This is a genomic window from Paraburkholderia aromaticivorans, assembly GCF_012689525.1.
Classification (GTDB): domain Bacteria; phylum Pseudomonadota; class Gammaproteobacteria; order Burkholderiales; family Burkholderiaceae; genus Paraburkholderia; species Paraburkholderia aromaticivorans_A.
The window spans coordinates 331,883-349,086 of sequence record NZ_CP051516.1 but is presented as its reverse complement, the minus strand read 5'-3'; the positions used below and the strand labels follow the sequence as shown (position 1 = coordinate 349,086).

The following is a 17,204-nucleotide window of genomic DNA, read 5'->3' as shown; positions in this document are numbered from 1 at the left end:
TCAGGCAGCCGGGCTGATCTGGACACGCCGGGCTTCTTTCGCATCGCTGCCGCCCGTGATCGTTTCCGGCTTCTTCAAAATAATATGGTCTTCGGCAATGCCGGCTGCTTTCAACGCGTCGCGCACGGCTTCGGCACGGCTCTTCGCGAGCTTCGCGTTGAGATCGGCGGAGCCGGTGGCGTCGGTGAAGCCCGACAGCGTGAATTTCGCGTCCGGATGCGCCTTCGCATAAGCTGCGGCTGCGTCGACTGCCGCTTTCGCGTCGGCCGGCAGCGTGCTCTTGCCGGTGTCGAAGTAGATGCTGGCCGGGAGCGCCGCTTGCGTTGCACCGCTGTCCGAACCGGCCGCTGCCGGTGCTGTTGCCGCTTCCGCACCCGAGGCGGCCGCGCCCGAAGCTGCCTCTGCGCCACTCGCTGCCGCGCCTGCGTCGGCCAGATGGTTCCCGCCTTCCGGCAGCTTGCCGTTACGGGCGTCCGCAACCTGCTTCGGCTGGAGAATGTCGCCGGTGTGGTTGCCCCACGAGTTACGTTCGTACGTGACCACCGAAGCGATTTCGACGTCGTTCAGCGTAGGCGCCCACGACGGCATCGCGTTCTTGCCCTTCAGCACCAGGCTGACATGTTCGGCGATCGCGCCGTTGGCGATCTTGCTGCCGTCGAGCGCCGGGAATGCGCCTGCGCCCTTGCCGGTCGGCTGGTGGCAGACGGCGCAGTTCGCCGCGTAGACCTTGCCGCCGCGCTCCATCAGCTCGGCCATCGTGTAGGTCTTGTTCGGGTCGTCCTGCCCGGCGGCCATTTTCTTCTTCTGCGTGTCGACCCACTTCGCGTAGTCGTCGGCGGACAGCACTTCGACCACGACCGGCATGAACGCGTGTTCCTTGCCGCACAGCTCGGTACAAAAGCCGCGGAACGTGCCGACCTTGTCAGCCTTGAACCACGTGTCGCGCACGAAGCCCGGAATCGCGTCCTGCTTCACGCCGAAAGCCGGCACGTACCAGGAGTGGACCACGTCGTTCGCGGTGGTGATGATGCGGATTTTCTTGTCGACCGGGACGACCAGCGGATTGTCGACTTCCTGCAGATACGTGGTGGAAATCGGTTCGCGGCCATCGGTTTCCGCACGCGGCGTGGCCAGCGTGGACAGGAAGTTGATGCCCTCGCCCGGGCCCTTCACGTAGTCGTAGCCCCATTTCCACTGGTAGCCGGTGACCTTGATGGTGACGTCGGCGTTGGTGGTGTCTTTCATCGCGACCACCGTCTTGGTGGCGGGCAGCGCCATCAGCACGACGATGATGAACGGCACGATCGTCCAGATGATTTCGACGGTAGTGCTTTCGTGGAAGTTGGAAGCCTTGTGGCCTTTCGATTTGCGGTGAGCAAAGATCGAATAGAACATCACGCCGAACACGCCGACGAAGATGACCAGGCAAAGAACCAGCATGAACATGTGGAGGCTGAAGAGCTCCTCAGCGATCTTCGTCGCAGGCGGCTGGAGATTGATCTCGTTGACGGCAGGGCCGCCCGGAACATCGCCCACTGCCAGGGCCGCACCGGCGAAAAGCAGTCCGCTCATCGCCAGCACGCCCATGAGGGCTCGCTTGATTGTTTTCATAGCTTCCTTACCCAAATTTTCCATTCAAACCCTCGACCCCGCTGGCAGCTTGCCTCGCGCTCCCCGTGAACCGCGCGCGACCCCACGCGTCTAACAACGCGTGAGCCACATACGCAATTCGCCTGCGAACTGCGCGCGCCGATACTGCGCGAGATGTTGCCCGATCATGATCGTCTGCCCGCGCGAGACCAGTTTGATCTGGTCACGCGGTGTTGCGCCCGCCTCGATTCGCACCCAGCGCGGATTGAACTCGAACTGCGTGAGCTGCTCGGCGCTGATCTGCTCGACGACGAGCCGGTTCTGAAACAACCGGATGCGCTCGTAATCCACAGCATGACGCGCATATATGGCAAACGCGATGCCCACCGCCAGCAATTCGATACCGGTGAACGGCAACACCAGCCAGGCGCCGACCAGAACCAGCATGAAAGCAATTGCCAACGAGAACAACGCAAGCGACACGTAGAAATACACGAACTGCCGCGGCGATATCGAACAGTTGCGTTTCATCGTCCAGTCTTTGAGAACTGGTTCTGAATCCGCCAGCAGATCTGATGCTTCCATCGCTGCCTCCCGCCGATTGTCTCCAATCGCCGCCAGCGGCCAATCTTCGCGACCATTATTCCAGCCGCTCGATCACCGCCGCGCCATCTTATCTTGCTGCCCTGTGCCTCGGGCCTGCCGCCCCAAATGTGGGAACTCCGGGCGACAAACTGACGCATTATAGGCGCGATCCATAGCATCCACAAGCAAGCCTCAATTGGCCCACAAGCCAGGCGCGACAAGCCTCCGCGCCGTTTTGACGCACCTTTTGCGCGTCTTTTGAAGCGGTAATTTCAGACATAACAGGTGTCCTCTTACCGCCTCGCCGATTCCTCACCGATTCCTCGACGAACCTCGTCCGATGTCCTCGATTCGCACGATGCCATGACCTTCGGCCGTGGTGCGCGGCACGGCTTTCCATGCGTGTCCGTAGATCACTTCGAAGGTCAGCGCGATCGTGCCGTCGGTGCGCCGGCGGGCTTCGAGGGCCGCGAGCAAAGCCTTGTGCAGCCGGCGTGCGGCGGCGCTCGACGACGCTTCGCGCTCGAACGGATAGGCGCCCCAGCGGCGCACGTCGGCGAGCAGCGACTGCGGCGACTTATAGGTAATGGTGAGGACTTCCTGGTCCATCACGGGAATCTCGAAGCCGCTTTCGACCAGCATATCGCCGAGATCGTGCATGTCGACGAAGTCGATCACATGCTTGCGCGAGGCGACGCCGTGCGCGGCCTCGATTTCGGCATACGCGCCACGCAACTCCTTGAGCGAGTCGGGACCGAGCGTGCTGAACATCAGCAGGCCGTTGACTTTCAGCACACGCTGCCACTCGGGAAACACGAGATCGGGCCGCGAGTGCCAGTGCAGCGCCAGATTGGACCAGATGAATTCGAACGCGCCGGCCGCGAACGGCAGCGCCGAAAAGTCGGCTTGCGCGAAGCGCGGACCGCGGGCGCCGAGCGCCTTGCCAAGCGATGCCGGCAGAAACCGCCGCCAGCTCGTGTCGCCGGAATCGTGCTGGAGCGCGCGCGTGAGCATGCCGTGAGAAAGATCGGTGCCGAACACCGGCGCTTCGGGAAAGCGCTCGCGCAAAGCGGGAATGTCTTCGCCCGCGCCGCAGCCGGCGTCGAGCACGCTTGCCGGCGTGACCTTGATGAAGTCGAGGCGCTCGCGCATACGTTGCGCGATCTCGCGCGGCAGGAACGCGACGTCGTCGAAAGTCGCTGCGCGACGGTCGAAGATCCGCCGGAGGCGCCGGGAATCATAGGCCGGACGGCCTGTTTGAGCGGAAGTTGGGGACATGGGTGTCGTGCTGGCGTGAAGCAGGAAGTATACTCGCTCGCTTCCTTCCATTCAGCGTGAAAGGCCTTCGCGGGCGGTCCCACCGTGCCATTCCGACCCAATTCGTCATTTTCCGGCGGCAGATTCGCGCGTTTCGCGAGCGGCTTGCATTCAGCGTGGCCGCGCGTGAGGCACGCCGCGTTGCCGAACCTCTGCGCGTTATGCGGCAATTTGTCGCATACGACGCTGTGCGCCGGTTGCGACGCAGCCTACTGGAACGAAAGCCGCTTGCGCTGCACCGTCTGCGCCGTGCCGTTATCCAGTTCGCGATGGGCGGCGCACACGCAATATCGCTGCGCGGATTGCATCGGCGAGCCGCCACCGTTCGACGCGACCTTCGCCCTCGCCGACTACCGGGCGCCGCTCGACACGCTCGCGGTCGGCCTGAAATTTCGCGCCCGGCTGATGCTGGCGCGCGAGTTCGCACAACGCCTCGCGCGTCTTGCACAGGATTCCTGGCAAGACTGTGCCGAATGGCCGGATGTGATCGCGCCCGTGCCGCTTGCCAGAAAACGGCTCACCGAGCGCGGCTACAACCAGGCCTGGCAGATCGCCAGGCCGCTGGCCCGCGCGCTGACAGTGCGCAGCGACGCAATCTTGCTGGATCGCGTGATTCACACCGCGCCGCAGTCGCGACTCGACCTCGACGCCCGTCGTCTGAACGTAGGCCGCGCTTTCAAGGTCGCCGGGTCGGTGCAAGGCCTGCACGTCGGCATCGTCGACGATGTGATGACGACCGGCGCCACGCTCGAAGCGCTAGCGCGCACGCTGAAGGCCGCCGGTGCGCGGCGAGTCACCAACTTCGTCGCGCTGCGCACACCGAAAAACTAGTCTCCACCTGAGCTCACCATGTTCAATGTCGTTCTCGTAGAACCGGAAATCCCGCCCAACACCGGCAACGTGATCCGCCTGTGCGCCAACACCGGCGCACGGCTGCATCTGATCGAGCCGCTCGGCTTTCCACTCGACGACGCCAAGTTGCGCCGCGCCGGCCTCGACTATCACGAGTACGCGCAAATGAACGTGCATGCCGATTGGGCGGCGTTTATCGCCAAGGAATCGCCGGACCCGGCGCGCATGTTTGCCTTCACCACGCGCGGCTCGGGACGCTTTCACGAGCACGCCTTTCAATCCGGCGACTGGTTTGTGTTCGGCGCCGAGACGCGCGGCCTGCCTGACTCGGTGCTCGATCAGTTCGCCAACGAGCAACGCGTGCGCTTGCCCATGCGGCCAGGCAACCGCAGCCTGAATCTGTCGAATACCGTCGCGGTCGTGGTGTTTGAAGCGTGGCGTCAAACCGGCTTCGACGGCGGCGCCTGACGGAGTTTCAATTCGGCTTCGTAGCGCGCGAACATGGCGTCGTCGAAACAGGCGAACACCACCCGTTCGATTTGCGGCGCACGCGGCAACGTGTCGAGCACCGTGCCGACCGCGATCCGCACGGCCTCGTCAGCAGGAAAATGGTAGATGCCGCAACTGATCGCGGGAAACGCAATGCTCTTGCACTGCGCTTCGCGCGCCACCTCGAGCGAGCGCTGATAGCACGAAGCCAGCAAGTCGGCCTCGCCATGCGCCCCGCCGCGCCAGACCGGGCCGACGGCGTGAATCACGTGTTTGGCCGGCAGACGATAGCCGGCGGTCAGCTTCGCGTCGCCGGTCGCGCAGCCGCCTAACGTCTCGCACTCGCGCAGCAACGCCTTGCCGGCCGCGCGATGAATCGCGCCGTCAACGCCGCCTCCGCCCAATAACGACGTGTTCGCGGCATTGACGATCGCATCCACGGCGAGCGTGGTGATATCGACCACGCATGCGTCCAGCGTGCAACGATTGAATCTGAGCATGGGAACCTCGCTGATCCGAAGCGTCGATAAAAACGTGGACAGCGAGAGCAGGCAGCCGTTCAGCGCTTTTGCGCGCTAAACGGCTGAAAGACAAGGCTTATTCAGCTTTGGAGTCGCGCCGCAGCAGGGCGCTGACGGCGTCGCGCGGCGCCACGCCGTCGAACAGCACGGCACAGACCGCCTGCGTGATCGGCATCTCGATCGCATGCGCACGAGCAATCGCGAGGACTGCCTGCGCGCAACGCACGCCTTCGGCCACGTGACCTAGGGCGCCGAGAATATCGTCGAGCGTGCGGCCCGCGGCGAGTTGCACGCCGACCGTGCGATTGCGCGACAGATCGCCGGTTGCGGTCAGGATCAGATCGCCGAGGCCGGTCAAACCGGTGAACGTTTCCGCCCGTCCGCCAAGCGTCACGCCGAGGCGCGACATTTCGGCGAGACCGCGCGTAATCAGCGCCGCGCGCGCATTGAGACCGAGACCGAGGCCGTCCGCGATGCCTGTTGCAATGGCCAGCACGTTTTTCACCGCGCCGCCCACCTCCACGCCGACGACGTCGTCGCCGGTATAGATGCGCATGGCGCCGTGATGAAACGCGGCGACTGTGCGCTCGCGGCACGCCGCCGACGCACTCGCGATGGTCAACGCAACCGGCAAGCCCTGCCCGACTTCGCGCGCGAAGCTCGGACCGGACAGCACGCCATTACTGCCGTGCTCCGGCAATTCGGCCGCGACCACCTGATGCGGCATCAACTGCGAGTCGGCTTCAAACCCTTTGCACAACCACACCACATGGGCCGGCACTTTGCCCGCGTCGCGCATCGCCTGAAACAGACCGCGCAGTCCAGCCACGGGCGTCGCCACGACGCATAACGCGTCGTCGGCGAGCGCGTGGTCGAGCGCTGCGTCGAAATCGGCTTCATAGCGAAGCGCCGGCGGCAAAGCAACGCCCGCCAGATAGCGGGCGTTTTCGTGCGAAGCGGAGAGATCGGCAACGAGCGCGGACTCGCGCGCCCACAGCAGCGTGTCGTGCCGCACGGCCAGATGGCCGGCGAGGGCTGTGCCCCATGCGCCGGCGCCAAGGACAGCAACCTTCATAGCCGGCACCGCCTGCGACACTTTAGTGCGTGACGCCGTTCTGCGCCGCGCCGTCCTGGCCACCCATCTGCGCGAGGCGTTGCTCGTACAGCGCCTGGAAGTTGATCTCGGCGAGGTGGATCGGCGGGAAACCGGCGCGGGTGATCGCGTCGGCGATGTTCGAGCGCAGGTACGGGAACAGGATGGTCGGGCAGGCAATGCCGACCAGCGGGTCGATCTGCTCAGCCGGAATGTTGCGGATGTCGAAAATGCCGGCTTGCTTGGCTTCGATCAGGAACGCCACCTTGTCCGACACCTTGGCCGTGACCGTGCCCGTGACGAGGATTTCGAACACGGTGTCGGCGAGACGCTCGGCCTTCACGTCGACTTCGACTTCGACCGAGGGCATTTCCTGCTCGAGGAAGATGCCCGGCGAATTCGGCTGCTCGAGCGACATGTCCTTCAGGTAGATGCGCTGGATGTTGAAGAACGGCTGGTTATTCTCGTCGGACATGATGAAGTGATTCCCTGATAGGTATGCATGGCGGCGGCCCATGCTTGCATGGGCCGCCAGATCGTTGCGGCGCTTCGCCCGCCCTGATGGGGCGAGGACGCGCCGGCTTGTGGTTCACCCGCCTTCATGCGCCCGTGGGCGCGCGAATTCAGGCGGTTGCTTCGAGCAGCGGCATCAAGCCGCCCGCGCGATCGAGCGCGGAGAGGTCATCGTACCCGCCCACATGCGTCTCGCCGATGAACACTTGCGGCACCGTGCGGCGACCGGTCCGGGTCATCATTTCCTCACGACGGGCCGGGTCTTTGTCGATCAGTACCTTTTCAACGTGCTCGACGCCGCGCGACTTTAAAAGACGTTCGGCCATCTGGCAATACGGGCACACCTGGGTGCTGTACATGATCACTTTGTTCACTTGGCTGCTCCTTGTTTCACAACCGGCATACCGGCTTTCTGCCAGGCGTCGACGCCGCCTTCGAGAACATGGACTTCCGCGTAACCTGCATCCTGCACGATACGCGCTGCCTTGTTCGACTGCTGGCCGGTCTGGCATACCAGCAGCACCGGGTTGCTCTTGTTCTTCACGAGTTGCGCGACCTTCGCCTGCAACTCTGCAAATTCAAGGTGCCGTGCCGCGGGCAAATGCCCTTTGGCGTAGTCGGCGGACGGACGCAGATCGATGACCGCCGCATTGCGCCGGTTGATCAGTTGCGTGGCCTCAGCGGCCGACAGGCCGCCACGGCCGCGCCGGCGAATCGTCGGCCACAGCAGCAACCCACCGGAGATGAGGACGATCGCGATCAGTACAAGGTTTGTGTAATCAGTGAAAAACTTCACGGAAAATCCGCCGAAAAAGAGAGAAATCGAAAAGGGCAATCCAGCCATTATAAAATAACCGTCTGACGCGATGGCGGCGCTCCTTCAGAGGACCCCGCGCAGCGCTTTACCGCTTCCTCACTACCGACCGGCAATCTCATGTACAAACTCGTTCTCATCCGCCACGGCGAATCGACGTGGAACAAGGAAAACCGCTTCACGGGTTGGGTCGACGTCGACCTCACCGAGCAAGGCAACAGTGAAGCGCAGCAAGCGGGCGTGCTGCTAAAGGACTCGGGCTACACGTTCGACATCGCCTACACGTCGGTGCTCAAGCGCGCGATCCGCACCTTGTGGCATGTGCAGGACAAAATGGATCTGATGTACCTGCCGGTGGTGCATTCGTGGCGTCTGAACGAACGCCACTACGGCGCGCTGTCGGGTCTGAACAAGGCGGAGACGGCCGCCAAATTCGGCGACGAACAGGTGCTGGTCTGGCGCCGCAGCTACGACACGCCGCCGCCGGCGCTCGAGGCGACGGACGAACGCGCGCCCTACGACGATCCGCGCTACGCCAAGGTGCCGCGCGAGCAACTGCCGCTCACCGAATGCCTTAAAGACACGGTCGCGCGCGTTCTGCCCCTGTGGAACGAGTCGATTGCGCCGGCCATCAAGTCGGGCCGCAAGGTCGTGATCGCCGCCCACGGCAACTCGATCCGCGCGCTGGTGAAGTACCTCGACAATATTTCGGACAACGACATCGTCGGCCTGAATATTCCGAACGGCGTGCCGCTCGTCTATGAACTCGACGAAAACCTGAAACCGATCAAGCACTACTATCTGGGCGACCAGGAAGCGATCGCCAAGGCACAGGCCGCTGTTGCCAAGCAAGGCAAGGCGGGCTGATTCTGCCATCTTGCCGCCATGTTGCCGTCAGAAACGCGGCGAGTGGCGGCTCACGGGTCGCGCCGGCCGGCGAGACGTACCGGTCAGCGCGGCTCGCGTCATTCGAGCGCGCCGTTCTGGCCGCCTTCCATCCGTTACGGCACATTACTTCATCGTTGTGCCCGCAATCCAACGAACCAGGCCCGGCTCGTGCTGTCGAATCACGATTGCCTGCGCCGCGCCCTGACTTGGCGGGTGTGCAGTTATACTTGTCCGTCCCCATCTCTATCGACGCTGCCACGCGCTTCCGACCGCAACAGACTCTATGCGAAAGAACCTGAAAAATATCGGCCTGATTGCCGCGGGCCTTGCTACCGGCGTATTTGCCACCCTGCAACTCTCGGCTTCAGCCCAGCAACCCGCCAGCGCAGCGTCGAACGCTGTTGCTCCGCTGCCGCTGGACCAGCTCAGGCTCTTTGCCGAAGTCTTCGGGCAAATCAAGCACGAATACGTCGAACCGGTCGACGATAAAAAGCTTCTCACCGCCGCCATCAAGGGCATGGTGTCGAGCCTCGACCCGCACTCGTCGTATCTCGACAAGACCGATTACGAGGAACTGCAGGAGCAGACCAAGGGTCGCTTCGCCGGCCTCGGCATCGAAATTTCTTCGGAAGACGGCCTGATCAAGGTGATTTCGCCGATCGAGGACACGCCCGCGTTCCGCGCCGGCATTCGTCCGGGCGACCTGATCACGCGTATCAACGACAAGCCCGTGCGCGGCATGACGCTCGACCAGGCGGTCAAGCAGATGCGCGGCGACCCGGGCACCAAGGTCACGCTCACCATCTTCCGCAAGACCGACGACCGCACGTTCCCGCTCACCGTGACGCGCGCGATCATCAAGGTCCAGTCGGTCAAGATGAAGATCCTTGCGCCGGGCTACGCCTATGTGCGGATCACCAGCTTCCAGGAACGCACCACGCCTGACCTTGCCGCGAAACTGCAAGACATCGCGCGTCAGCAGCCGAATTTGAAGGGCCTCGTGCTCGACCTGCGCAACAACGGCGGCGGCCTGCTGCAAAGCGCGGTCGGCGTGGCCGGCGCGTTCCTGCCGCCGAATTCGGTTGTGGTGTCCACCAACGGCCAGATTCCGGATTCGAAACAGGTCTATCGCGACACCTACGACAACTACCGCCTGCAATCCTTCGACAGCGATCCGCTGAAGGACGAAGCGCCGATCTTCAAGACCGTGCCGATGATCGTGCTGACCAACGCGTACTCCGCGTCGGCGTCGGAAATCGTCGCGGGCGCGCTGCAGGATCAGCATCGTGCGCTGATCGTCGGCAAGACCACCTTCGGGAAGGGTTCGGTGCAGACCGTGCGTCCCATGACAGCCGAAACCGCACTGCGTCTGACCACGGCGTACTACTACACGCCGAGCGGCCGGTCGATCCAGAACAAGGGCATCCGTCCTGACGTCGCGGTCGATCAATACGCAGAAGGCGATCCGGACGACGCACTTGTCACGCGCGAAGTCGACTACACGAATCACCTTGCGAACACGCAAGACCCGAACGAGAAGAAGGAAGCGGAACAGCGCGAACAGGAACGCATGGACCAGTTGCGCCAGCTTGAAGAGCAGAACGATAAGAAGACGCCGGAACAGCGTCAGAAGGATCGTGAGCGCAAGCCGGTGGAATTCGGTTCGGCCGACGACTTCATGCTGCAACAGGCTCTGAACAAGCTGGAAGGCAAGCCGGTGCAGGAATCGAAGTCGCTGACCGAGCGCCGTCTCGCGCAAAACAAGCCGGCCACGTCGGCGTCCGCGCCGGTCGCGGTGAAGCCGACGCAACCGGTGCCGGGTGCATCGGCCCCGGCCTCGGCGCCTGCTTCGCAAAGCAACTAAGCAGCAAGCCTGACGTGTCTTCGCAGTGGAACATGCTGCGAAGACACGCTGTAATACCCGGCACCAGTCAGAACACCCGCTCCCGGCGCGATTAAAATATCGACAACGCGCACGGCAGGTCCATCGGTCCTGCATCACATCGCGCGATACATTCACGCGCCCCGCCATGAACGACGATCAACTCCTTCGCTATTCCCGCCACATCCTCGTCGATGAAATCGGTATCGAGGCGCAGCAGCGCTTTCTCGATGCGCACGCGATCGTCGTCGGCGCGGGCGGCTTGGGTTCGCCCGCTGCGATGTATCTGGCGGCGGCCGGCGTCGGCCGTTTGACGCTGGTCGATGCGGATACGGTCGACCTGACCAATCTGCAGCGGCAAATCCTGCATGTGACCGCATCGGTTGGACGCAAGAAGGTGGAGTCCGGACGCGACGCGATCGCGCAGATCAATCCCGAGGTCGTGGTGAACGCGGTGGCCGAGCGCGTCGACGACGCGTGGCTCGACGCGCAAGTGCCGCACGCGAGCGTCGTGCTCGATTGCACGGATAACTTCGCCACGCGCCATGCGATCAACCGCGCCTGCGTGAAACACGGCGTGCCGCTGGTGTCGGGCGCGGCGTTGCGCTTCGACGGCCAGATCAGCACCTTTGATTTCCGCGACCCAGCTTCGCCGTGCTATGCCTGCGTGTTTCCCGAAGACCAGCCGTTCGAAGAAGTCGCGTGTTCGACGATGGGCGTGTTCGCGCCGACAGTCGGCATCGTCGGCTCGATGCAGGCCGCTGAAGCGCTTAAGGTGATCGGCGGAATCGGCACGCCGTTGCTCGGCCGGCTGATGATGCTCGATTCGCTGCGGATGGAGTGGACTACGATGCGCATCACGCGCCAGCCGGATTGCCCGGTGTGCGGGCAGACGCACCTCGCCTGACACTAGCCTCTTCAGCCGCACGCTGAAACAGAAACGCCGCCCAATGGGCGGCGTTTCTTTATCTAATGAAGCGAACGGCGGCGACTCAGGCCAGCATCACGCGCTTCAGCGCAGCCTGCACTTCTTCCGGTTCGAACGATGCCAGCACATCGGCCACCGGCTTCTCCAGCGTCTTCAGATGCGAGCGCAGCACTTCCTGCTTCACCACCAGCAGCTGGCTCGGATGCATCGAAAACTCGGTGAGGCCCATGCCGAGCAATAGACGCGTCAACGCCGGATCCCCGGCCATCTCACCGCACACCGAGACCGGCACGCCCGCCCGCTTCGCTTCGCGCAGCGTGAACGCGATCAGATACAGAACCGCCGGATGCAGCGGGTCGTACAAATGCGCGACCGAGTTGTCCGCGCGATCGATCGCGAGCGTGTACTGGATCAGATCGTTGGTGCCGATCGACAGGAAATCGAGCCGCTTCAGGAACAGCGGCAAAGCGATGGCGGCGGCCGGGATCTCGATCATCGCGCCGACCTGTACGTTCGGATCGTAGGCCATACCCGCGTCGTCGAGCTGACGCTTGGCTTCGCGAATCAGATCGAGCGTCTGGTCGATTTCCTGCGCGTGCGCGAGCATCGGAATCAGAATTTTCACCAAGCCGAACGCCGACGCGCGCAGAATCGCGCGCAACTGCGTGAGGAACATCTGCGGCTCGGAAAGGCTCCAGCGAATCGCTCTCAGCCCCAGGGCCGGATTCGCGGCGGTTTCGTAACTATCGCCCCCGCTCATCGAATCGAGCGGCTTGTCGGCGCCCACGTCGATGGTGCGGATGGTGACCGGCAGCCCGTTCATCAGCTCGACCGCGCGACGGTACGCGCCGAACTGCTCTTCCTCTTCCGGCAAGCGGTCCTTGTGATTCATGAACAGGAACTCAGTGCGGAACAGGCCGACGCCCGTCGCGCCCGCGTCGATCGCCGCGCGCGCGTCGTCCGGCAACTCGATGTTCGCGCACAGTTCGATGCGGGTGCCGCACAGCGTTTGTGTGGGCGAAAACTTGAGCCGCTGCAGCTTGCGCTGCTCGAGCGCTTTCTCACTTTGCCGATACGAGTACTCTTCCAGCACGATCGGCGCGGGGTCGACGATCACAATCCCGTGATCGCCGTCGACGATGATCAGGTCGTCCTGGCGAATCAGCGCGCTCGCGTGCTGCACGCCGACCGCCGCCGGGATGCCCAGGCTACGCGCGACGATCGCCGTGTGCGACGTGCGGCCGCCGAGGTCCGTGACGAAACCCTGAAACGTCTGGGTCTTGAACTGCATCATGTCGGCCGGCGCGATGTCGTGCGCGACCACGATCATTTCGTCGCACGCGCCGTGCACGCCGTCTCCCAGACCCACCGACGCGCCGGCCAGCGCCTTCAGCACGCGCTCCACTACCTGTTCGATATCGGCTTTGCGCTCGCGCAGGTACTCGTCTTCGATGTCGTCGAAATGGCGCGACAGGCGCTCGAGCTGCTCGGTCAGCGCCCACTCCACGTTGTAGCGGCGTGTACGGATCAGGTCGAAGGTTTCCTGCACGAGCATCGCATCGTTCAGGATCATTGAATGAACGGTGATGAACGCGCCCATTTCACTCGGCGCATCCGCGGCGAGATCGGCACGCAGCGTTTCGAGCTCGTAATGCACGTGTTGTTGGGCCGTGCGAAAGCGCTCGATCTCGCTCTCGATCTGGGCGGGTTCGATCAGATAGTGGTCTACGTCAAGTGCAGCCGGGGCGATCAGATAAGCCCGCCCGATGGCGATACCGCGTGACACGGGAATTCCATGCAGCGTGAAGGACACGCGCACCTCCTCTAGTTGTGTAATGCCGCGGCAAACCGCTGCAATGCTCTCAGACACTGTTCGTCATTATAAATTCCGCGCCCTTTGCAGGTGCGCTGGGGCTGTGTGCAGTGCAGCACGAAATACCGTAAGCAGCCGTCGTGATGCGCCTTCATCCGTCTCGCGTTTCAGCAAGGCTGAGTCTTGCATGCGCATGTCGACGCGCGCGCCCTCACGCGCGTTTCGTCTGCCCATTGTCATGCGCTAAAAAAAACGCCGCGGACAACCGCGGCGTTTCTGCTCATCGCAACGTGGACGCGCCAGTTCACTGCCCCTCGCCGAATTTATCGGCAATCAGTTTCAACAATGCGTCCATCGCTTCTTTTTCGTCGGAGCCTTCCGTTTCGATCAGCACCGTGCTGCCGATGCCCGCGGCCAGCATCATCACGCCCATGATGCTCTTGGCGTTGATACGGCGGCCATTACGGCTCATCCAGATTTCCGCCTGATAGTTGCCCGCGAGTTGGGTCAACTTGGCCGACGCGCGCGCGTGCAGCCCCAGCTTGTTCACAATTGTCGTTTCCTGTTGCAGCATGTGATGGTCCGAAGCGCGGGTAAGTGTTGTGGTGAAAGGTGAAACTGCGAAGCGGTTGCAATGCGTTTGAAACCCTGGGCGAGCCGGCCGAACGACTTATAAGCCGGCCGAGTCGGCTTTCTGCGTCAGGTCGGCTTCGGGCGGCAAGGCGGGCATACAGTCAGCCGATGCCGCCTCCGGCGGCAGAGCCGGCAAACAGTCGCCGGATTCCGCCGTGGGTGCGACGGGCGCCGGCGTGGCCGGCCCGATTGCGTGCACGCCCTTGGTGGCGCCGGCGAGTGCCTTGTCGACCAGCGTGTCGAGTGGTGTGGCGCGATAACAGACCGCGCGCACCAGCATCGGCAAGTTGACGCCGCACAGCACGCGCACGTTCGGCAACGACGCGAGCCGTCCGGCGATATTCGCCGGCGTGGCGCCGAACATATCCGTGAGGACGAGCGCGCCGTTTTCTTCCTTGAGACGCTCGATTTCCGAGTTCGCAAACGCAACCTGCTGTGCGGGATCGCAATCCGGCGATACGTCGATCACGCCGATGCGAGCCGGCAAGCCACCATAGATGTGCGAAATACAATCGCGCAACGCGGTGGCGAACGGAGCGTGCGCAATGATCAGAATGCCTGCCATGTCAGCCTTACTGCAAAAGAACGGCCCCGAACCGTGAACCGGGACGATGCCCGGTTCGTCAGCGCCCTCTGCCGGCCGTGGGCCATGAGGGCCGGAACGCATCGATTGACGAGCGGCTTGCCGCGCATGGCATCGTGCCTGCGCCGGCGAAACACTGCTCGCTTACAGTCCGCTGCCCATGACACCCGTCGGGTGCCATCGATTCACCTTGGAGCGGAAGAGCGGGCATTGTATCAGGCTCATTTTCGCGCCAAATCCGGCGTGCTGCGTGATGCGGATTTACTACACAGTTTGGGGGGCATGGCGGGCATTCAAGTGCCGGCACCGGCCGTGCCATCAACCCGTTGCGCGCTCCAATGCGTCGATGAACATGGCGGCGACGTCGAAGCCGGTTTGATCCATGATCTCGCGGAAACACGTCGGGCTCGTCACGTTCACTTCGGTCAGCCAGTCGCCGATCGCGTCCAGCCCGACCAGCAGCAAACCGCGCGCAGCGAGCACCGGCGCCAGCGTATCGGCGATCTTGCGGTCATGCTCGGTCAGCGGCCGCGCCACGCCGAGGCCGCCGGCCGCGAGATTGCCGCGCACTTCATTACCCTGAGGAATACGTGCGAGCGAATACGGCACGGCTTCGCCGCCGATCAACAAAATACGCTTGTCGCCCTCTTTGATCTCGGGGATGAATTTCTGCGCCATCACCGACCGCGCGCCGTCGTGGCTCAGCATTTCGATGATCGAACCGAGGTTCATGCCGTCGGCCTTCACGCGGAACACGCCCATGCCGCCCATGCCGTCGAGCGGCTTCAGGATCACGTCGCCGTGTTCTTCATGGAAGGCACGCAAGCGGGTTGCGTCGCGCGTGACCAGCGTGGGCGTGACGAACTGGGCGAACTCGCCGATCGCGAGCTTTTCCGAGTGGTCGCGAATCGCCTGCGGTTTGTTGAAAATGCGCGCGCCGCCGCGTTCGGCCATTTCGAGCAGCCACGTCGACGTGACGTATTCCATGTCGAACGGTGGGTCCTTGCGCATCACCACGGCGCTGAAGCTCTTGAGCGAGCGCGGCGCGGCGGCTTCAGCGTCGTACCAGACTTCGCGATGCAGATCGGTGACGTCGCCGACAATCGCAAAGCGCTGCACGTTCGCCTCGACGTCACCGCCCGTCCACGCCAGATGCTTCGGCTCGCACGTGTACACCACGTGACCGCGGCGCGCCGCTTCGGCCATCATCGCGTAGGTCGAGTCTTTGTAGATCTTGAATTGCGCGAGCGGATCGGCGATGAAAAGAATGTCCATGAAGGTCCCGGTGCGCCCTGACGGGCTTCGCATTGATCGTAAATAGTGTCGTTGAAAATGGCGATGGCGGCACGTATGCCGCCATCGCCCAACCAGCGTGGCTTAGACCTGAATCGCTTCCGGATCGGTTTTTTCCAGTTCCACCGATGCGGCCAGCAGCCCGAGCCGCGCCACCACGCCGTACATATAGAAGCGGTTCGGCACCGCCGCGCCGGGCTTGGCGTGCGCGTCGGGCAGCGCCGTATGCTCGAAGCCGAGCGGCACGAAGTGCATGCCCGGCGCGTTCAGATTCTGATCGCGCTCGCGGCTGCCGTGCACGCGGTAGAAGCCGCCCACCACGTAGCGGTCGATCATGTACACGACCGGCTCGGCCACTTCTTCGCCGATGCGTTCGAAGGTGTACACGCCTTCCTGCACGATCACGTCATGCACTTCAAGGCCGTCTTTGGTCGCGGCCATCTTGGCGCGTTCGCGCTTGGTGAGCGCGGCGACTTCCGACGCGTCGTGCACGGTCATCACGCCCATGCCATAAGTGCCCGCATCCGACTTGATGACGACATACGGTTTTTCGGAGATGCCGTACTCGCGATACTTCTTGGCGATCTTCTTCAGCACGCCGTCGATCGCGTCCGTCAGCGCTTCTTCGCCGGTGCGCTCCTGGAAGTCGACGCCTTCCACATGCGCGAAGTACGGATTGATCATCCACGGATCGATCTCGACCATCTTCGCGAATTTCTTCGCGACGTCGTCATAGCAGGAAAAATGCGTCGATTTACGGCGAACGGCCCAGCCGGCATGCAGCGGCGGCAGCAGGTACTGCTCGTGCAGATTCTCGAGTATGGGCGGGATGCCACCCGACAAATCGTTGTTCAGCAGAATCGAGCACGGGTCGAAGTTCTTCAGGCCGAGGCGGCGCTGCGAGCGTTCGAGCGGTTCGAGCACGAGTTTCTGGCCGTCGGAGAGCGCGATCGTGACCGGCCCGTTGATGGTTTCGTCGAGCGTGCCGAAACGCACGTTCAAGCCGGCCTGGCGCATGATCGCGGCCAAACGGGCGACATTCTCGAGATAAAACGCGTTGCGCGTGTGGCGTTCCGGAATCACCAGCAGGTTCTTGGCGTCCGGGCAGATCTTCTCGATCGAGGCCATCGCGGCCTGCACGGCCAGCGGCAACACTTCCTGCGGCAGATTGTTGAATGCGCCAGGAAACAGATTGGTATCGACCGGCGCGAGCTTGAAGCCCGCGTTGCGCAGATCGACGGAACAGTAGAACGGCGGCGTGTGCTCCTGCCATTCGAGCCGGAACCAGCGTTCGATGGCGGGAGTAGCGTCGAGGATCTTCCGCTCAAGATCGAGCAGCGGGCCGTTTAACGCCGTAACTAGGTGCGGAACCATTGATCACTCGCAGACTGGAGAAAAAAGATTGTAGAG

General features: G+C 63.1%; 18 protein-coding genes. 5 read left to right on the top strand and 13 right to left on the bottom strand.

The window, feature by feature from the left end:
• The 3 genes from coxB to HF916_RS29610 form a co-directional block, all read right to left on the bottom strand.
• Entirely contained in the window at positions 1-1,635 is a 1,635-nt protein-coding gene (coxB, locus tag HF916_RS29620) for a cytochrome c oxidase subunit II (RefSeq protein ID WP_168792459.1), read from the bottom strand.
• A 66-nt stretch (positions 1,636-1,701) separates the two neighbouring features.
• The gene (locus HF916_RS29615) at positions 1,702-2,175 is read right to left on the bottom strand and encodes a DUF2244 domain-containing protein (protein ID WP_168792458.1); all 474 of its coding nucleotides are present in this window, start codon (positions 2,173-2,175) and stop codon (positions 1,702-1,704) included.
• Positions 2,176-2,487: 312 nt separating this feature from the next.
• Entirely contained in the window at positions 2,488-3,453 is a 966-nt protein-coding gene (locus HF916_RS29610) for a methyltransferase domain-containing protein (RefSeq protein ID WP_168792457.1), read from the bottom strand.
• An 84-nt stretch (positions 3,454-3,537) separates the two neighbouring features.
• Between HF916_RS29610 and HF916_RS29605 the strand changes: the two genes are divergently transcribed.
• Both HF916_RS29605 and trmL read left to right on the top strand, forming a co-directional pair.
• Entirely contained in the window at positions 3,538-4,323 is a 786-nt protein-coding gene (locus HF916_RS29605; RefSeq protein ID WP_168792456.1) for a ComF family protein, read from the top strand.
• Positions 4,324-4,341: 18 nt separating this feature from the next.
• The gene (gene trmL, locus HF916_RS29600) at positions 4,342-4,812 is read left to right on the top strand and encodes a tRNA (uridine(34)/cytosine(34)/5-carboxymethylaminomethyluridine(34)-2'-O)-methyltransferase TrmL (protein ID WP_168792455.1); all 471 of its coding nucleotides are present in this window, start codon (positions 4,342-4,344) and stop codon (positions 4,810-4,812) included.
• On the opposite strand, the gene HF916_RS29595 is transcribed toward trmL, so the two are convergent.
• The 5 genes from HF916_RS29595 to HF916_RS29575 form a co-directional block, all read right to left on the bottom strand.
• The gene (locus HF916_RS29595) at positions 4,785-5,333 is read right to left on the bottom strand and encodes an O-acetyl-ADP-ribose deacetylase (RefSeq protein WP_168792454.1); all 549 of its coding nucleotides are present in this window, start codon (positions 5,331-5,333) and stop codon (positions 4,785-4,787) included. The two genes, trmL and HF916_RS29595, sit on opposite strands and share 28 nt — an antisense overlap.
• 97 nt (positions 5,334-5,430) lie before the next feature.
• On the bottom strand, positions 5,431-6,429 hold the full coding sequence (locus tag HF916_RS29590) for an NAD(P)H-dependent glycerol-3-phosphate dehydrogenase (protein WP_168792453.1): 999 nt from the start codon (positions 6,427-6,429) through the stop codon (positions 5,431-5,433).
• 22 nt (positions 6,430-6,451) lie between these two features.
• Entirely contained in the window at positions 6,452-6,922 is a 471-nt protein-coding gene (gene secB, locus HF916_RS29585) for a protein-export chaperone SecB (RefSeq protein ID WP_007179465.1), read from the bottom strand.
• A gap of 148 nt (positions 6,923-7,070) precedes the next feature.
• Positions 7,071-7,334, bottom strand: coding sequence for a glutaredoxin 3 (gene grxC, locus HF916_RS29580; RefSeq protein WP_007179466.1), 264 nt, complete (start codon positions 7,332-7,334; stop codon positions 7,071-7,073).
• On the bottom strand, positions 7,331-7,756 hold the full coding sequence (locus HF916_RS29575) for a rhodanese-like domain-containing protein (protein ID WP_168792452.1): 426 nt from the start codon (positions 7,754-7,756) through the stop codon (positions 7,331-7,333). The genes grxC and HF916_RS29575 overlap by 4 nt, the downstream gene beginning before the upstream one ends.
• Positions 7,757-7,894: 138 nt before the next feature.
• Here HF916_RS29575 and gpmA point away from each other — a divergent pair, with 138 nt between their 5' ends.
• The 3 genes from gpmA (at position 7,895) to HF916_RS29560 (ending at position 11,451) form a co-directional block, all read left to right on the top strand.
• Positions 7,895-8,641 carry a 2,3-diphosphoglycerate-dependent phosphoglycerate mutase gene (gene gpmA / locus HF916_RS29570; protein WP_168792451.1) on the top strand — a complete coding sequence of 249 codons (747 nt, stop codon included), beginning with the start codon at positions 7,895-7,897 and terminating at the stop codon, positions 8,639-8,641.
• Positions 8,642-8,945: 304 nt separating this feature from the next.
• Positions 8,946-10,526, top strand: a complete 1,581-nt coding sequence (locus HF916_RS29565) for a S41 family peptidase (RefSeq protein WP_168792450.1) — start codon at positions 8,946-8,948, stop codon at positions 10,524-10,526.
• Between the two features lie 166 nt (positions 10,527-10,692).
• The gene (locus HF916_RS29560; protein ID WP_168792449.1) at positions 10,693-11,451 is read left to right on the top strand and encodes a HesA/MoeB/ThiF family protein; all 759 of its coding nucleotides are present in this window, start codon (positions 10,693-10,695) and stop codon (positions 11,449-11,451) included.
• An 85-nt stretch (positions 11,452-11,536) separates the two neighbouring features.
• Here HF916_RS29560 and ptsP read toward each other — a convergent pair whose 3' ends face one another.
• The 5 genes from ptsP to gshA form a co-directional block, all read right to left on the bottom strand.
• Complete coding sequence (ptsP, locus tag HF916_RS29555) at positions 11,537-13,285, bottom strand: phosphoenolpyruvate--protein phosphotransferase (RefSeq protein ID WP_168792448.1); 1,749 nt, start codon at positions 13,283-13,285, stop codon at positions 11,537-11,539.
• 304 nt (positions 13,286-13,589) lie between these two features.
• Positions 13,590-13,859: an HPr family phosphocarrier protein gene (locus tag HF916_RS29550; protein WP_012431596.1), complete on the bottom strand. Its 270-nt coding sequence runs from the start codon at positions 13,857-13,859 to the stop codon at positions 13,590-13,592.
• Positions 13,860-13,955: 96 nt separating this feature from the next.
• A complete protein-coding gene (locus tag HF916_RS29545) occupies positions 13,956-14,483 on the bottom strand; it encodes a PTS sugar transporter subunit IIA (protein ID WP_168792447.1) in 528 nt (175 codons plus the stop codon).
• A gap of 336 nt (positions 14,484-14,819) precedes the next feature.
• Positions 14,820-15,776 (bottom strand): glutathione synthase, encoded by a 957-nt coding sequence (gene gshB / locus HF916_RS29540; protein ID WP_168792446.1) that lies wholly within the window; start codon positions 15,774-15,776, stop codon positions 14,820-14,822.
• A gap of 102 nt (positions 15,777-15,878) precedes the next feature.
• Positions 15,879-17,168, bottom strand: coding sequence for a glutamate--cysteine ligase (gene gshA, locus HF916_RS29535; RefSeq protein WP_168792445.1), 1,290 nt, complete (start codon positions 17,166-17,168; stop codon positions 15,879-15,881).
• Positions 17,169-17,204 lie beyond the last annotated feature (36 nt).

Bases quoted from the DNA above. Each gene is read 5' to 3' on its own strand.
- gshB (WP_168792446.1), bottom strand. From the start codon at position 15,776: ATGGACATTCTTTTCATCGCCGATCCGCTCGCGCAATTCAAGATCTAC.
- HF916_RS29595 (WP_168792454.1), bottom strand. From the start codon at position 5,333: ATGCTCAGATTCAATCGTTGCACGCTGGACGCATGCGTGGTCGATATC.
- HF916_RS29610 (WP_168792457.1), bottom strand. From the start codon at position 3,453: ATGTCCCCAACTTCCGCTCAAACAGGCCGTCCGGCCTATGATTCCCGG.
- coxB (WP_168792459.1), bottom strand. From the start codon at position 1,635: ATGGAAAATTTGGGTAAGGAAGCTATGAAAACAATCAAGCGAGCCCTC.
- HF916_RS29565 (WP_168792450.1), top strand. From the start codon at position 8,946: ATGCGAAAGAACCTGAAAAATATCGGCCTGATTGCCGCGGGCCTTGCT.
- HF916_RS29560 (WP_168792449.1), top strand. From the start codon at position 10,693: ATGAACGACGATCAACTCCTTCGCTATTCCCGCCACATCCTCGTCGAT.
- gshA (WP_168792445.1), bottom strand. From the start codon at position 17,168: ATGGTTCCGCACCTAGTTACGGCGTTAAACGGCCCGCTGCTCGATCTT.
- trmL (WP_168792455.1), top strand. From the start codon at position 4,342: ATGTTCAATGTCGTTCTCGTAGAACCGGAAATCCCGCCCAACACCGGC.
- gpmA (WP_168792451.1), top strand. From the start codon at position 7,895: ATGTACAAACTCGTTCTCATCCGCCACGGCGAATCGACGTGGAACAAG.
- secB (WP_007179465.1), bottom strand. From the start codon at position 6,922: ATGTCCGACGAGAATAACCAGCCGTTCTTCAACATCCAGCGCATCTAC.
- HF916_RS29590 (WP_168792453.1), bottom strand. From the start codon at position 6,429: ATGAAGGTTGCTGTCCTTGGCGCCGGCGCATGGGGCACAGCCCTCGCC.
- HF916_RS29615 (WP_168792458.1), bottom strand. From the start codon at position 2,175: ATGGAAGCATCAGATCTGCTGGCGGATTCAGAACCAGTTCTCAAAGAC.
- HF916_RS29545 (WP_168792447.1), bottom strand. From the start codon at position 14,483: ATGGCAGGCATTCTGATCATTGCGCACGCTCCGTTCGCCACCGCGTTG.
- HF916_RS29550 (WP_012431596.1), bottom strand. From the start codon at position 13,859: ATGCTGCAACAGGAAACGACAATTGTGAACAAGCTGGGGCTGCACGCG.